Below are 15850 nucleotides of genomic sequence, written 5' to 3' on the forward strand. Positions count from 1 at the left end.
AGCGCAACAATCGGAGCATGGAGCTCGGGCCCACCACCCCCCAACCCTCGGCGTTCTACGACGGCGGCCTGCCACCCGGGAACCCGCGTCCCGACCTGCCGGCCAAGATCATGCTCGAGCGGATCGAGACCGTCTCCGGACGGGAGCCGCGCGAGGCATTCCGGATGATGCGGCGGATCGCCTACCGCGACGAGGAGTACGGCGAAATCCTGGTGCCGGCCGACCTCGACTCGTTCGAGACCGACTTCGCCTCGGTGCCGACCCTGCTGACCTGGCTGGTGCCGAGGACCGGCACCCACCTGCCGGCCGCACTGATCCACGACGGACTGGTGGGCGGCAGCGACTACGTCGCCACCCGGTACCCGCCGGGCACCGATCCGATCGACCGGGTGGGCGCGGACCTGGTCTTCCGCCGGGCGATGCGCGACAGCTACATCCCACTGATCCGTCGCTGGCTGGTGTGGTCGGCGGTGACGCTCGGGACCATCTGGGACGGCTCCGAGAGCTGGTCCCGGAGGCGGCACCTGCGCTACCTCGTCGCCGCCCTCGGCAGTCTCCTCGTCGTGGCCGCCCTCGGAGTCGCCGCGACGCTCGACCTGTTCGACGTCGTCGCCTGGCTGCCGTGGATGGGCGCCGACCGGGGGTTCTTGCTGGAGCTGGTCGGAGGCCTGGCCGGCGCGGTCGTGATCCCGCTGCTCCTCGGCGTGACCTGGGGACGGTTCGCCGTCGCCGGGGTGGTGACGGGCATCGCCCTCGCCGTCCTCCTGCACGTCACGTTCCTGCTGCTCGGGCTGACCGCCTTCTACCAGGTGGCAGAGCGGGTGGCCCGCCGGACGCCGGTCGCCGCCCTGGTCGCGGCGGCGGTGGTGCTGGCCGCCAGCCTGGTGCTGACCGTGCTGCTGGTCGGCACCTCCGGGTGATCAACGGCGCGCCGTAGACGTCGATCGAAGTGCCTCTACTGCCGGTGAGTGTGCACGACTTTGAGTAGCGGGCAGAGCGCCGGCGGCGGAAGGCGTGTCGATGTCTACTCCCTGGTTGCCACCACCAGGTACCCCTCGACCTCTGGGTTGAACGTGCTCCTCTCGACGCCTAGTCCGACGCTCTGCAACTCCGACGCGAGTTCGTCGTACCGGTACGGCCACGACGACAGCCGCTCGGAGTGGACCAGGACCGACCTGTCCTTTCCTACTTCCGCGACGGCAATCTCGATGTGGTGCTCTTGCTCCCACCGTGGCGCTATCTCCCAGCGATAGATCACGACGGCATCGCGGCCATTCCGGTGAACCAGGCGGTCACGGATGTCCAATCGGGAGCCGCCGGCGCGTACGAGCTCCCAGGTGCGGGATGTCAGAACCAACTGTCCTCCGCGACGCAGCAGCCGTGACATCGACTTCAACGCAGCCAGCCGGCCGCTCGCACCCTCCGCATGGTGCAACGAATTGCCGACGCAGAACACCATGTCGAAACTCGCGTCGTCGAAGTGGCCGGGCAACTCATCCCAGGCGGCTCGAACCGTCCGCAGCGAAGCACCGAACTCCCGAGCCAGCTCTCCAGTCCGACGAACCATGGCTTCACTGGCATCGGTCGCGACAACCTGCATGCCGAGACCGGCGAGTCCAACCGCCAGCTGCCCGGTCCCGCACGCGCAATCGAGGACTGCAGCGGCTGTCGGAAGGGGCTCGATGACGTCATCGAAGGTCGCGACGAACTCGGCGGGTGTGAGCCTCGCATCCGAGATGAGCCACTCGTAGACCTCTGCCAGTGCACCGTAGTCCGCCACCGAGACCACCTCCATCAACTCGTCGACCACAGGCGGACATCCAGTACAGCGGTGGGGTGGTGCGCTCACCACTGCATTTCGAGGGACGCGGCCGCTACTGCCGCTGCGCGTGCGTGCGCAGCCGCAGACCCGATGACCCTGTGGTCAAGTGCCAGCTCGCCCCTTCACGACGCCCAAGTCGACCTCCTCGACTCGCACCTGGCGTCAGGACGTCCGCAGCAGGTCCCAGCTCCAGGTGTTCGAGCCCTCCGGAGCGTGGTTCGGGACGTAGGTCAGGTTGCCGTTGAGCCGGGTGACCGGAGCAGCAGGGAGCGCCTGGACGTCGGCCTCGCCCACGTTGGTGTTGAGCGCCCGGTAGAGGATGGTCTCCGGCTCTTCGTTCGGGCAATCGACCTCGACCTCCACGTGCGACGTCGTGCTCCAGACCGTCAACGAGTACTCACCCTCCTCCTCGAAGATCGCGAGCTCGGCGCGTCCATTGAGCGCGGCCGAGCCGTCGTAGACGCAGCCGGTGTCGGAGGTGCCGGAGACGGTCCAGGCGATGTCAGCGTCGCCCAGCCAGTAGTAGCCCGGGGACAGCTCCTCGAGGTCGATGGCTGCCGACCAGGACTCGATGATGCCGCCGGAGTGCTCCAGGGTGCCGTCGGCCGTGCCGGCCCAGTCCCCCTCCTGGCCGCGGCAGTTGCGCTTGGTCTCGACGTCATCGAGGCACAGGTCCGGGTCGTCCGGGCTCGGCTCGGGGGTGCCGAGCGGGCCGCCGTCGCAGAAGTCGTCCCCGGACCCGCCGTGGCAGACGTCGACGCCGAGCTCGCCCCACATCTTGTCGTCACCCTCGCCGCCGGAGAGGGTGTCGTCACCCTCCCCACCGCGGATCTTGTCGAGACCCGGACCGCCCACCAGGACGTCGTTCCAGATGCTCCCGGTCAGCGTGTCGGCGTTCGCCCCACCGTCGGCCCGTGAGCCGATCTCGGTCAGGGCCAGGGTGTCGTTGCCGTCGTCGCCGAGCAGCCGCGTGTTCTTGGTCGTGCCGGTCGTGAGGTCGTCGTTGCCGGGCCCGCCGTGCGCCCAACCGCCGTCACCGGAGCCAAGGTCGACCTGGTCGTTGCCTTCCCCAGCGTCGACCCAGTCGGTTCCGCCCTCGCCGTGGATGACGTCGTTGCCGGTACCACCTCGCACCGGCCGCTGGGTACTGCCGTCGTGGCCGCCGTCCAGGTCGACCACGTCGTCGCCGGGCCCGGCGTCGACATCGAAGTCCCTGCCGGCGTAGCCGTCGATGAAGTCATTGCCGTCGCCGCCGTAGAGCGACAGCTGAACCGATCGGGCCACGAGTCGGTCGGCTCCCGCACCGCCGTCGAGGAGGATGCCCTCCACGTTGCCGGTGAGCAGGTCGTCGCCCGTCCCGCCCTCCAGGACCGAGTGCGGGCTCCAAGTGGTGAGGTCGTCGTCGCCCTCGCCGCCCAGGACGAGGTCGATCTCGCCGGTGCCGCCGTGGAGGTCGTCGTCGCCCGTCCCGCCGAAGACGCGGTCGGTTCCGACGCCGGCGTCGACCCGGTCCGAGCCGGGGCCGGCGCAGATCACGTCGTCGCCGCCGCGGCTGTCGATCCGGTCTCCACCGCCACCCGCCCAGATCACGTCGCGACCGTTGGTCCCCCTCAAGTCGTCGCGACCCGCGGTGCCGACGATGGTCGCGCGGTGGCCCTCGCAGCGCGGCGCCGCGGCGGCGTCAGCGGGGGGCGTCGCGACCACCGCGAACGAAGCGACGGCGGCGGTGAGCAGCGCGGAGCGCAGGTGCAGCAAAGTCCTCATGCACCAACGATGCCCACTGCTGTCCTCGGAGTTGCCGAAACCGACCCAGGATCATTCTCGAGGACGACCGAGCCCTGGCAGTGCAGCCGGGGGACTCATGATGCAGGTCCGGTCAGGGCTGCGCGAGCACCGGCTCCTCGAAGCCGCCGTCGAGCTTCACGAGCTGCGGATCCGTGATCGGCAGGGGGTGCTCGGCGAGCGGGTGGTCGGTGGTGACGGCGCTGGACCACTGGCCGTCGACGAGCGCGGCGGCGTACCCGCCGAACTGCGGCTCGGCGTCGACCGTCGTCCCGTCGACGTCGACGACGACGCACGCCCCGTCCGGGACCGTGACCTCGTTGAAGGAGCCGGTGAGCACGAAGGGTTCGCCCCGGTAGTGGCCCACGACCACGTCGGGCTCGCCGGCCTCCGCCGAGTCCTGCCGGTGCTGGGCGCTGAAGATGCTCCGCACCTCGTCGAGGTCGGCCGCGTTCCACTGCTCTGCGCACTCATGGAGCGGCTCGGCTGCCGCAGTACTGTCGCTCTCCGACGGCGATCCGGATCCCTCGTCCGACGGCGACGTGGGCTGGTCGGCGGACGACTGCGGGTCGTCGCCGCCGCTGTCGTCGTCGTCACCGCAGCCGGTCAGGCCCAGCGCGAGGGCGAGCGCGGCGGCGAGGGCACAGGTGGCACGGAGCCGGCGGGAAGCATCCACGTGCGACACCGTAGGAGGCGGGGACAAGTGGCGTCCCGAGATCGGAGGAACGCGCCGCGGGCCGGTCTGACTGCGACCGTGGTCGGATGCGGTGGATCCGGGGTCGCAGTAGTTTTCGCACCATGACCACCGTTGCGTCCGAGACCGCCACGTTCGACTCGCTGAACCCTGCGACCGGCGAGGTCCTGAGCACCCATCCGATCCACGACGCCGCCCACGTGAACGCCGTGGTCGACCGCGCCCGGATCGAGGCGAGCTGGTGGGAGAGCCTCGGGTTCGACGGTCGCAAGGAGCGGCTGATCCGCTGGCAGAAGTACGTCGTGCAGCACATGGACGAGCTCGTCGAGCTGATGCACCTCGAGAACGGCAAGCCGGCCGGTGACGCCGCACTCGAGATCACGCTCGCGATCGACCACCTCCACTGGGCGGCCACCCACGCCGGGAAGGTCCTCAAACGACGGAGCGTCGCACCTGGCCTGATGATGGCCAACAATGCGGCGACGGTGGGCTACCGCCCGTTCGGCGTGGTGGGGGTGATCGGACCGTGGAACTACCCGGTCTACACGCCGATGGGTTCCATCGGCTACGCCCTCGCCGCCGGCAACGCGGTCGTCTTCAAACCCAGTGAGCACACGCCGGGCATCGGCGAATGGCTCGCCCGGTCCTTCCTCGAGGCGATCGGCCGACCTGTGCTCCAGGTCGTCACCGGCTTCGGCGAGACCGGCGGCGCCCTCTGCGCCGCCGGCGTCGGGAAGGTCGCGTTCACCGGGTCGCCGGCCACCGCGCGCAGGGTGATGGCCGCATGCGCCGAGACGCTCACCCCGGTCCTCATCGAGGCCGGCGGCAAGGACGCGTTGATCGTCGACGAGGACGCCGACCTCGACGCTGCTGCCGACGCGGCGATCTGGGGAGCCGCCGCCAACGCCGGCCAGACCTGCGCCGGGGTCGAGCGGGTCTACGTGCACGAGCGGGTCTACGACGACTTCCTCCGCGAGCTCACGGACAAGGCCAAGGACCTCGCTGCCGAGCCGGGTGGGCAGCTCGGACCGATCACCATGCCCGCGCAGATCGACATCATCCGGCGCCACATCGACGACGCCCTCGCGCGCGGAGCCCGGGCGGTCGTGGGCGGCCCGGAGTCGGTGGGGGAGCGCTACGTCCAGCCGACGGTGCTGGTCGACGTCCCCGACGACGCCGCGGCGATCACCGAGGAGACCTTCGGCCCGACCGTCACCGTCACCAAGGTGCGCGACATGGACGAGGCGGTCGCCAAGGCCAACGCCACCGCCTACGGCCTGGGCTCGACGGTCTTCGGCAAGGCCCGGGCGGTCCAGGTCGCCGAGCGGCTGCGGGCGGGGATGACCGCGATCAACGGGGTGCTCACCTTCGCCGGAGTGCCGAGCCTGCCGTTCGGCGGGATCGGCGAGTCCGGCTTCGGACGCATCCACGGTCCGGACGGGCTCAAGGAGTTCACCTACTCCCACGCGATCACCCGACAGCGGTTCAAGCCGGCGCTGGCGATGACCACGTTCCGTCGTACGACGAAGGACGAGGAGCGGGCCGGCAAGCTGGTCAGTGCGCTCTACGGGCGGAGCAGCAAGAAGGGCTGAGCCGTTCGTTCAGCCGGCCGACCGCCGGACCTCGTTGAGGACGGTGATCTTCTGCCACACCTTGCGCGACATCCCGATCGTGAGGGTCTCGATCGTCGACACCGTGTCGAGCACGACCGCGTCCCGCGACTCCTCGGCGCACAACGCCGCCGTCTTGCCGACCAGGCTGAGCAGCTCGGAGCAGTACTCGAGGTAGTGCTCGAGCTCCTCGAAGGTGAGGTCCATCGGCGGACTGACCGGCGTCGGCGTGAACGACGCCCGCAGCCGCTCCGGGTCCTTGTTGAGCTGGTGCATGTCGATGACGTGGGCGAGCGACCGGAGCTCGTGGAGCAGGGCGAGGGTGTCGGCCCGGCGCATCCGCTCGGGCACGGTGTAGAGGAACCAGATCGCGATCGCCGCGAACACCAGGTCGTTGACGCCGCTCTCCAGCAGCGTCAGCCACTCGACGTCGTGCGCCGGGCCACCGTCGACGATCGCGGCGCGCAGGGCGAAGCCGAGGGCCAGGACGGTGAGCACGCCTACGACGGCGATCAGGGCCCGCGACCCGATGCGCACCATCCGGAGGCGATCGCGGTTGCGGGCCTCGCTCATCGCGACGGTGCTGGCCAGCGTCAGCAGCTCCCCGGAGACGCCGTAGAGGCCACGCTTGGGGAACCGCGCGCCGATCCGGGTGCGGAGCTGGCCGAGCGTGGTGAGCACCGGCTCCGCCTCGAGCCGTTCCAGCGCGGGTGCCATGGCCGCAGCCTAGGCCGCGCCGACCCCACCTAGCATGGGGTGGTGACCGGTCTCCTGCTCCAGTGCGGGCACTACGACCGGTTCGAGTGCCGCTCGTGCACCTGGCTCGAGCGCCCGTACGACGCGCAGCTCGCCGACAAGCAGACGGCCACCCGCGAGCACCTGTCCGCCGTCCTCGACGGCAGGCCGGAGCCGACCTGGCTGCCGCCGGTCGCGAGCGCCCCGGCGGGGTTCCGCACCAAGGCCAAGATGGTGGTCGGCGGGACGGTCGACGAGCCGACCCTCGGCCTGTGGGATCCGCAACGCGGCGCAGTCGACCTGCGCGACTGCGCGCTCCACACCGCGGGGATCCGGTCCGCGCTGCCGGTCCTCGCGGCGTTCGTGACCCGCGCCGGGCTGGCGCCGTACGACGTGCCGACGCGCAGCGGCGAGCTCAAGCACGTGCTCGTCACCGAGTCCCCTGCGGGGGAGCTGATGGTGCGCTGGGTGCTCCGCTCCACCGAGGCCGATGCGCGGATCCGCAAGCACCTCCCGTGGCTGCTGGACCGGGTCCCCGGGCTGCGCGTGGTGACCCTCAACATCCAGCCCGCCCATGCCGCGCTGCTGGAGGGGGAGCGGGAGGTGGTGCTGACCGAGCAGGCCACGCTGCCGATGCAGGTCAACGGGATCCCCCTGCACCTCGGCCCGCGCAGCTTCTTCCAGACCAACACCGACGTGGCGGCTGCGCTCTACCGCACCGCACGGGAGTGGGTGGACGAGATCCAGCCGGCCACCGTGCACGACCTCTACTGCGGGGTGGGCGGGTTCGCGCTGCACGTTGCTGCGCCCGGCCGGACCGTGACCGGGATCGAGATCAGCGTCGATGCGGTGGCCGCTGCGGAACGCGGACGGAAGGGCGCCGGTCTGTCACCGTCTCAGGTGCGGTTCGTGGCGGGGGACGCGACGTCGTACCTCCTCGAGGAGCGCGCCGACCTGGTCGTCGTCAACCCGCCGCGGCGCGGCCTCGGCGTCGACCTCGCGACCCGGCTCGAGGAGGCAGGGCCGGCCGCGGTGCTCTACTCCAGCTGCAACCCGGAGACGCTGGCGCGGGACGTCGCGGTGATGCGTTCCTACGCGCCGGTGCGGGCGCAGGTGCTGGACATGTTCCCGCAGACCGCGCACCTGGAGGTGCTGGTGCTGCTCGCGCGAGTGGGCTAGCGCAGCGAGTACGTCGCCAGCGAGACGCCGACGTAGTGCGCCACGAACGCCACGATCGTGAACGTGTGGAACACCTCGTGGAAGCCGAAGTAGCGCGGCGACGGGTCGGGCCACTGGAACCCGTAGACGAGGCCGCCGACGGTGTACAGCGCTCCGCCGACCGCGATCAGCACGAAGACCGCGACGCCGATGCCGACCCCGAGGGCGACGGCGCCGTCGAAGAACGCCGGGATGAAGAAGACCGCGGCCCAGCCCATCGCGATGTAGATGGGCGCGGACAGCCACCGCGGCGCCGTCGGCCAGAACAGCTTGAACCCGATGCCGAGCACCGCCGCCGTCCACACCACCGACAGCAGCAGGACCTGTTGCGTCCCGTCGAGGAGGATCAGGCTGAACGGCGTGTAGGAGCCGGCGATCAGCAGGAAGATGTTGGCGTGGTCGAACCGGTTGAGGAACCGCCACATCCGCGGTGACCAGGTGCCGCGGTGGTAGACCGCGGAGACGCCGAAGAGCAGCAGCGCGGTGGAGGCGAAGAGCGCGGAGCCGATCCGGGTGGTCGCGGTCGGCGACAGGACGATGAGCACGATGCCGGCCGCGAGGATCAGCGGGGTGGCGGCGGCGTGCAGCCAGCCGCGCAGCTTCGGCTTGACGTCGGCGATGGTCTCGCGGATCTCGTCGCCGATCTGCTCCAGGCCCGCACGAACGCGTTCGTTCGCGTTGTTCAGGGCCTGGTTCATGTTCGAAGGCTATCCGGCGCACCCAGCGCCCGGGGTGCCACCGTCGACGTGACGACGGACACCATTCGACTGGCCGAGCGTGTCTCCGGTGGCACCGCCCGGTTTTGGCAAGCCGTCGTCTGCTGACGGGCCCGCTACGGGCGGCACCACCTCCCGCCACGCTGCCGGCTGGGGGCGTGCGGCTCCGCCTAGTGCGTATGCGGCGGGACGGTCCCGCCCTCGGAGGGCTGCACGATGACGAAGCCCTGACCACCGAACGCGACCTGGAACGCCTCGCCCGAGCCGCGGCCGATCAGCGCACCGGCGGTGAACGACTTGACGATCGACGTCTGGAGGTCGACGGACCAGGCCACGACGGCGTCGGTGTCGGCGAACGTCGGAGCCTCGCCGGCGTTGAGCACGACCGGCTCGCCGTCGGTCGTGATAGCGACCCAGCCGCTGCCGCGCAGGGTGGTGTTGAACAAGCCGCCGGCGGCGATGCTGCCGCCCTTGACCCGCTCGACGTTCCAGTCGAGGTTCCCCGAGAAGGCGAGCACGTGGTTGCCGTTGATCGAGATGCCGCTGTTGTTGAGGTGCAGGATGTGGACGTGCTCGGCCCCGTTGGCCAGGAACACGTCGCCGGCACCCTCGACCCGCATCAGCGAGAGGCCCTCGCCGGTCAGGGCCTTCTTGAGGAACTTGCCGGCGCCGCCGCCCTGGTAGGCGAAGCCGACCTGGCCCTGGTAGGCCACCATCGAGCCCTGTCGCGCCATGAACGGCTCGGCGACCCGGACCCGGAGGAGCCTGCCGTTCTGCAGCGACGGGCCGACGCCGGTCTCCTTCTCGGAGAACCGACCATCGACGAGGTCGCCGGAGATGCCGGGCATCGCGGAGTAGCCGGGCTGCGCGGCAGGAGCGGCCGCCGGAGCGGCGGCGTACGACTGGCCGGCGTACGGGTCCGCGGCCGGTGCGGGTGTCGCGGCCGGAGGCGCTTCGGCCAGGGGCGCCTGCGCCATCGGGGCTTCGGACGGCGGCGCTTCGGCCGCCGGTGCCTCCTCGGCCGGCGCCGAGGCCGGCTGCTCGGTCGGCGGCGGCGACCCGACCACCCGGGTCTCCATCATGAACGCGTCGTCGGCAGGCGACTCGTCCATCTGCCCCTCGGGTCGGTCGGTGGCCGGTTCCTCGGCCGCCGGAGTCTCCGTGCTCTGCGCGGCGGCGGTGTCGGCGGCCGGCTCCTCGGGTGGCGTGAGAGGCGACGTCGACTGCACCCCGCCGTCGGAGACGTGCTCGGTCCACTGGGATCCGTCCCAGTAGCGGAGCTCGTGTCGGCCAGTCGGGTCCGGGTGCCAGGCTGCGGCGGTCATCGTCGATTCCTCTCAACGGTCAGGTTTGTTCTCGCGCCCATCGTGTCAGCCCCCGCAACTGCCGCGGAAGAACATCTACCCGAACGCGCGAATGGCTACGATCGTCGGGTGGTCGACTGGAAGCGGGGCGTGCGCCGGGTGCTCTACCCCGCCTACGAGAACCGCGTCCTGCGCCGGATGCCCGACAACCTCCCCAAGCACGTGGGCGTGATGCTCGACGGCAACCGCCGGTGGGCGAAGGCGGTCGGCCGCGACACCGCGCACGGGCACCGCGCCGGCGCCGCCAACATCGAGCCGCTGCTGACCTGGTGCGAGGAGATCGGCATCGAGGTGGTCACCCTCTGGCTGCTGTCGACCGACAACCTCAACCGCCCTGCCCCGGAGCTCGCGCAGCTGCTCGAGATCATCGAGGAGGCCGTCGACAGCCTCGCCGACCAGAGTCGGTGGCGGCTCAACCCGGTGGGAGCGCTCGACCTGCTGCCCGACCAGACCGCGGCCCGCTTGAAGACGGCGGCCGAGCTCACGGCCGACGTCGACGGGATGATCGTCAATGTCGCCGTGGGGTACGGCGGTCGTCGCGAGATCGCGGACGCCGTACGGTCCCTCCTCCAGGAGCACGCCGCCAAGGGCACCTCGTTGGAGGAGCTCGCCGGCATCATCGACGTCGAGCACATCGCCGACCACCTCTACACCAAGGGCCAGCCGGATCCCGACCTGGTGATCCGCACGTCCGGCGAGCAACGGCTCGGCGGCTTCCTGCTCTGGCAGAGCGCGAAGTCGGAGTTCTACTTCTGCGAGGCCTACTGGCCGGACTTCCGGCGGGTCGACTTCCTACGTGCGATCCGCGCCTACGCTCTGCGGGAGCGCCGCTTCGGGGCCTGACCAGGGCGCAGCCTAGGCTCGACGACGTGTCCAAGCCGATCACCACCCTGTCCGTCACCGCGAACGAGCAGCTCAGCCCCGGCATGGTCCGGCTCCACTTCCGCAGCGACGACCTGTCGGCGTTCCTGGGCAACGACTACACCGACCGTTACGTGAAGCTGATCTTCGGCGACCCGGAGCTGCTGGCGCAGGGCGAGCGCCCGCCGATGCGGACCTACACCGTGATCGACCCCGACCCGGAGGCCGGCACCCTGGCCATCGACTTCGTCGTGCACGGCACCGAGGGGGTCGCCGGCCCGTGGGCGTCCACCGCGCTGCCGGGCGACACCATCTCGGTTCGCGGACCGAGCGGCGCCTACGCCCCCGACCCGGACGCCGCCTGGCATCTCTTCGCCGGCGACGAGGCCGCCGTCCCCGCGATCCGGCAGTCGCTCGCGGCGCTGCCCGACGATGCGGAGGGCTACGTCGTGGTCGAGGTCGAGGCACCGACGTACGTCCAGCCGCTCGCCGCCCCGGACAAGATCGACGTCACCTGGCTCTACCGGTCCGATCCGCAGCAGCCGGGCCTGGCCGACGCCGTCCGCGCCCTGCCGTGGCGCGAGGGCCGGGTGCACGCGTTCGTGCACGGCGAGGCGCATGCCGTGATGCACGAGATCCGGCCCTACCTGTTCACGGAGCGCGGCGTCCCGCGTGCTGATGTCTCGATCTCGGGCTACTGGCGGCGGGGCCGGTCCGAGGAGGCGTTCCGCGAGTGGAAGGCCGAGCTCGCCGCGGCCGAAGACGCCTGAGGGAACCACCGACGTGGCCGTCCACGTCAGACAGACGTGATCACCCGCAGAGACACGATCCGACTTGCCGCACTGGCGGCGCTGGTCCAGCCACTGTTGAGCGCGTGCGGTGGAGGCAGCAGCGACGACGGCAGGCACGCGGGACCGCCCGTGGGTGACGGCGGCCCGCTCGAGCTGGTCCGGTCGTACGTCGACCGGGTGCCCGGGGACGCCCGCTCGATCCCGGACGTGGTCGCGGCGATGCACCGCTTCGCGGGCGGCGTGTACGGCGCCCTGCCGAGCGACGGCAACCTGGTGCTGTCGCCGTACTCCATCGCGGTCGCGCTCGGCATGACGCTCAACGGCGCCGGAGGCACCACCGCAGAGGAAATGCGCCAGGTGCTCGGCGCAGACGACCGGTTCCACGCCGGCCTCAACGCGCTGACTGCGCACGTCGAGGGTCTGGCCGGCAGGCAGCGGCGGGCCGACGGCAGCGAGGCCGAGGTCGCCCTCGACACCGCCAACCAGCTGTTCGGACAGCAGGGCGTCGGCTGGGAGGAGGGGTTCCTCGACCCGCTGGCAAAGCAGTACGGCGCCGGGATCCGCATCGTCGACTTCGAGAACGCGTTCGAGGAGGCCCGGATCCTCATCAACGACTGGGTCGAGCAGCAGACGCACGACCGGATCGTGGACCTGATCCCGGACGGAGTGCTCAACGACCTGACCCGGTTGGTGCTGGTCAACGCGGTCTATCTCAAGGCGCCTTGGGAGAAGCCGTTCGAGAAGGAGCTGACCGCGCTCGGGCAGTTCCATCTCGCCGACGGAAGCACCGTTGACGTCGATCTCATGAGCGGACCGGAGGTCGACGGGCAGCTGGCGAGCGGCGACGGCTGGCGGGCCGCTCGGCTCTCCTACGCCGGGAGCCGACTGGCGATGACCGTGGTCCTGCCGGACGATGGGCGGCTCGCCGACGTCGAAGGGCTGATCGCGGCCGGCGCGCTGCCCGACGTCCTGGCCGGCGGTCGGAAGGCCAAGCTCGATCTGTTGCTGCCGAGGTGGACGAATCGCACGAGCGCCCCGCTCGGCGAGATCCTCAAGGAGCTCGGAATGCCGACCGCCTTCGACCCGGACGCCGCCGACTTCCGCCCGATGACGAGTGAGCACCTACAGCTCTTCATCGCCGCAGTCCTGCATCAGGGGTTCATCGCTGTCGACGAGGACGGCACCGAGGCAGCCGCGGCCACGGCGGTCGTCGCGCAGCTCGAATCGATGCCGGTGACGACGCCGTTCCACGTCGACCGCCCGTTCCTCTACGTCATCCACGACGTGGAGCACGGCACCCCGCTCTTCCTCGGTCGGGTCGTCGACCCGACCGAGGAAGGCTGAGCTGAGCTAGTCGTCGTACGCGGCGACCTCCGTGGTGTCCATGAACTGGCAGCCGGCGTAGTCGAACGGACAGCCGCTCCAGTCGGGGACCTGCGGCGAGAGCATCACGTACCGGACGGCGCCGACGTTGGGGATCGGTGCGCCTACCGGGATCTCGACCATGGTGCCGCGATCCTCCGGCGTGAACGTGCCGTCCGCGACGGGCGCGCCCCACGGGCCGGACGGCGTCGGAGCGACGTAGATCTCGTAGCCCGCGGTCGACGCGCTGCCCGGGTCACCACAGGTGTTGGACGGGTTGACGCCGAACTCGGTGAGCGTGATCTGCTGCGGCAGCTCGATCACGATCTCCTTCGGGTCGACGTCGTCCTCGCTGTCCGCGGGATCGCCGGTGGCCGTCGTGTCGCTGCCCCAGCCGGAGCCCTGCGAGAGGTCGATCGCTTGGATCGGTCCGCAGCCGATGTCCGTGAGATCCGGCCCGGTGAAGCTGGCGATGCTGGCACCGCCGCTGGCCGACGCCCAGTCCCGCCGGAGCGATGGGTTGAAGTCGGTCGTCTGCTGTCCGACCACGGTGACCGCCTCCGACTCGGGCTCGTAGCCGTCGAGGGTCGCGACCACCTTCGGCCAGGTGCCCGCGACGACCCCCGAGATCTGGTACTCGCCGTCGGCGTCGGTCACGTCGGAGTACTCGCTGTGGCCGGCGACCCGGACCACGGCACCCGCGAGCGGGTTGCCGTCGCGGTCGGTCACCGTTCCGGCGATCCTGCCCTTCAGCGTGCCCGGCGGAGGCGGCACGTTGAAGTCGGCGACCGGGGCGGCGTCGGCGCCGTCGTCCGAGCCGGCGTAGAACCCGAAGCCGCGGTCGGCGAACTTCCGCCACAGCGCGTCGACGTGGGCCCCGCCGTAGATCGCCTCGTCGGCAGCGATGATCGCGTCGCGCATGTCGAGCATCGACGGGTCGTCGGGTGCCAGCCGCATGCCCTCGGTGACCACGGTCATCGTGACCCCGTGACGGAGGCGCTCCCGGATGTCGAAGAGCGTCTGCGCCCAGGCTTCGCCGGCGGCGTGCACCTGGGTGCCGAGCTGGCCGTCCCCGACGTCGTCGTAGGTGTAGCCGCCGTCGTCGCCGGTGAGGATCTGCACGCACCGCGGTGAGGCCTCGTCCAGTCCGCAGTCCATCGCCTGGGTGCGGGTGACGACGGCGCCTTTGGCGAGGTACAGGTCCAGGCTGAGCTCGCCCGGCTCCGGGGTGTCGGTCGTGTAGTCACGGAAGAGCAGGTAGTCGAACGCGTAGAAGTCGCTCCAGCCCTCGCCCATCGCGCCGGCCTGGTAGCTGTTGAGCGTCGAGTGGTTGTTGGAGTTGACGACCAGCCGGTTGGACAGGCCGTGGGTGAACTCGTGTCCGAGGGTGAGGAAGTCGTCGCTCGAGCTCGCGGCCAGGTACGGGCTGTAGTTGAGGTACATCTGCATCCGCGGGCGGCGACCGTCGGGCGGGGTGCTGAAGTTGGCGTTGTTGACATGGTTGCCGTCGGGGAAGCCGTCGGCGGTGTTGGCGCCGTCGATCGCGTTGAGGTCGACCGGGTCGCCGTCCTTGCGGGTGAAGTTGCCGCTGGAGCGATCGAAGCCGAACGGCGGCCGGGAGAGCCACTTGGCGAACCTGCTCGTGAGGTAGAGGCCCTGGATCGCGTCGTGGGCCATGTTCTTCCGCCAGGAGAAGGCCTGGGTCGGGTCCCACGAGCACTTGTAGCGCGGTGAGCAGCGGAGCTCGTCCTGTGCTGTGGGGAATCCCTTCAGCCGCATCCGGTACGCCTGCCTGCGGTTCTCGGGCAACGGCGTGGTCTCGCGGGCCTGACGCTTGTCGTCGTCGTTGAGGTCCGGCCAGACGGTCGCGTACTTGCCCTTCGGGAAGTTCGCATTCGGCAGCAGGAACCCGCGCTTGATCAGGTTCACGTGGTGCGCACGACCACCGCGCGACCTGCCGGTCGCGCCCGGGTAGTTCTCGTGCACGAACGCGTCGCCGTCGAAGTTGACGGTCGAACGACGGTAGAGCGTGGAGCCGGTGGCAGAGTCGATCACGTGCTCGTAGCCGGCGGCCGAGCCCGGCTCCGTGTAGGTCAGCCAGGCCGGGCGCAGGCCGCCCGGAGCGAAGAACCACACCCGGTCGGCCGTGGCGCCGGGCCGTAGGTCCGGTCGGGCGAGACGGGTGTCGGTCACGGCCTTGCGGATGGCGGCGGAGCGCCCGAGGTGGGAGGACGGCGCCCGGCGGGCAAGGATGCCGAGGCCGGCGATCGGGGCACCCTGCACCGAGATCAGGCGGCCCCTGCGGTCGACATGGGCACGCAGCCCGTTGCCGAACACCCGGTCACCGGCGACCTGCTGGGCCCAGTAGACGTGGGTGACGCCGTGGATGTCGGTGTACTCGCGCACCTTCACGAAGGTGGAGAGGTCGGCCCGCTCGAGGCCGAACGCGGCGAGGTGGGCGCGCACGAAGTCGAGCGCCACCGAAGCGGCAGGTCGGCTGCTGGGACCGGTCAGCATCGTGGTCCGACCGGCCACCTGGTCGGGTGTGCCCGTCAGGGGATCGATGTCGATCACGGCGTCGGGACCGATGCTCCGGCTGAGCCGGGCGACAGCCTTGCCGTTGGCGCGCACCTGCCGGGCATCGGCACGGGCCCGCCGGTCACCGCTGAGGATGCGCACGTCGTAGTTGGTGAGGGCGGTGGCATCACCGGAGCGATCCGTCGGCCCCGGCGTCGCCCGGCTGGCAGCCGCGCCGTCCGACGGTCCCGGTACGCCCATGCTGACGACCGCGACGGCGGCCACCGCCCAGGCTCCCACCCACTTCCTGCGGCTGGTGATGAGTGATGCCGACGAGTTCATCGCGCCTCCCGACGTTGTGCGTGCGGTGCTGCAGCG

Annotated in this window: 13 protein-coding genes; 6 read left to right on the top strand and 7 right to left on the bottom strand. The window is 70.7% G+C overall.

Annotated features, from left to right (window positions below):
• Positions 1–17: 17 nt before the first annotated feature.
• Positions 18–920 carry a DUF1353 domain-containing protein gene (locus SHK19_RS05170; protein ID WP_322456568.1) on the top strand — a complete coding sequence of 301 codons (903 nt, stop codon included), beginning with the start codon at positions 18–20 and terminating at the stop codon, positions 918–920.
• 104 nt (positions 921–1024) lie between these two features.
• Here SHK19_RS05170 and SHK19_RS05175 read toward each other — a convergent pair whose 3' ends face one another.
• From SHK19_RS05175 to SHK19_RS05185, 3 genes are all read right to left on the bottom strand, one after another.
• The gene (locus SHK19_RS05175; RefSeq protein ID WP_322456567.1) at positions 1025–1810 is read right to left on the bottom strand and encodes a class I SAM-dependent methyltransferase; all 786 of its coding nucleotides are present in this window, start codon (positions 1808–1810) and stop codon (positions 1025–1027) included.
• A gap of 174 nt (positions 1811–1984) precedes the next feature.
• Entirely contained in the window at positions 1985–3586 is a 1602-nt protein-coding gene (locus tag SHK19_RS05180; protein WP_322456566.1) for a calcium-binding protein, read from the bottom strand.
• A 112-nt stretch (positions 3587–3698) separates the two neighbouring features.
• Complete coding sequence (locus SHK19_RS05185) at positions 3699–4280, bottom strand: hypothetical protein (RefSeq protein ID WP_322456565.1); 582 nt, start codon at positions 4278–4280, stop codon at positions 3699–3701.
• A gap of 122 nt (positions 4281–4402) precedes the next feature.
• Here SHK19_RS05185 and SHK19_RS05190 point away from each other — a divergent pair, with 122 nt between their 5' ends.
• Entirely contained in the window at positions 4403–5890 is a 1488-nt protein-coding gene (locus SHK19_RS05190; protein WP_322456564.1) for an aldehyde dehydrogenase family protein, read from the top strand.
• A gap of 9 nt (positions 5891–5899) precedes the next feature.
• Here SHK19_RS05190 and SHK19_RS05195 read toward each other — a convergent pair whose 3' ends face one another.
• Positions 5900–6625: a hypothetical protein gene (locus tag SHK19_RS05195; RefSeq protein WP_322456563.1), complete on the bottom strand. Its 726-nt coding sequence runs from the start codon at positions 6623–6625 to the stop codon at positions 5900–5902.
• A gap of 42 nt (positions 6626–6667) precedes the next feature.
• Between SHK19_RS05195 and rlmC the strand changes: the two genes are divergently transcribed.
• Positions 6668–7822, top strand: a complete 1155-nt coding sequence (rlmC, locus tag SHK19_RS05200; RefSeq protein WP_322938017.1) for a 23S rRNA (uracil(747)-C(5))-methyltransferase RlmC — start codon at positions 6668–6670, stop codon at positions 7820–7822.
• Here the strand turns inward: rlmC and trhA are convergent.
• Both trhA and SHK19_RS05210 read right to left on the bottom strand, forming a co-directional pair.
• A complete protein-coding gene (gene trhA / locus SHK19_RS05205) occupies positions 7819–8559 on the bottom strand; it encodes a PAQR family membrane homeostasis protein TrhA (protein WP_322456561.1) in 741 nt (246 codons plus the stop codon). The genes rlmC and trhA overlap by 4 nt on opposite strands.
• Before the next feature lie 188 nt (positions 8560–8747).
• Positions 8748–9902 carry an AIM24 family protein gene (locus SHK19_RS05210; RefSeq protein WP_322456560.1) on the bottom strand — a complete coding sequence of 385 codons (1155 nt, stop codon included), beginning with the start codon at positions 9900–9902 and terminating at the stop codon, positions 8748–8750.
• A gap of 108 nt (positions 9903–10010) precedes the next feature.
• Here SHK19_RS05210 and SHK19_RS05215 point away from each other — a divergent pair, with 108 nt between their 5' ends.
• Genes SHK19_RS05215 through SHK19_RS05225 form a run of 3 tightly spaced genes read left to right on the top strand, consistent with a single transcriptional unit; the run spans position 10011 to position 12937 of the window.
• Positions 10011–10784 carry an isoprenyl transferase gene (locus SHK19_RS05215; protein WP_322456559.1) on the top strand — a complete coding sequence of 258 codons (774 nt, stop codon included), beginning with the start codon at positions 10011–10013 and terminating at the stop codon, positions 10782–10784.
• Between the two features lie 26 nt (positions 10785–10810).
• The gene (locus SHK19_RS05220; RefSeq protein WP_322456558.1) at positions 10811–11572 is read left to right on the top strand and encodes a siderophore-interacting protein; all 762 of its coding nucleotides are present in this window, start codon (positions 10811–10813) and stop codon (positions 11570–11572) included.
• Positions 11573–11608: 36 nt separating this feature from the next.
• Positions 11609–12937 (top strand): serpin family protein, encoded by a 1329-nt coding sequence (locus SHK19_RS05225; RefSeq protein WP_322456557.1) that lies wholly within the window; start codon positions 11609–11611, stop codon positions 12935–12937.
• 6 nt (positions 12938–12943) lie between these two features.
• On the opposite strand, the gene SHK19_RS05230 is transcribed toward SHK19_RS05225, so the two are convergent.
• Positions 12944–15814 carry a M36 family metallopeptidase gene (locus tag SHK19_RS05230; RefSeq protein ID WP_322938018.1) on the bottom strand — a complete coding sequence of 957 codons (2871 nt, stop codon included), beginning with the start codon at positions 15812–15814 and terminating at the stop codon, positions 12944–12946.
• Between the last annotated feature and the right edge of the window lie 36 nt (positions 15815–15850).

Origin of the sequence: Nocardioides bizhenqiangii, from assembly GCF_034661235.1 — a bacterium.
In the GTDB taxonomy this organism is placed as follows: Bacteria; Actinomycetota; Actinomycetes; order Propionibacteriales; family Nocardioidaceae; genus Nocardioides; species Nocardioides bizhenqiangii.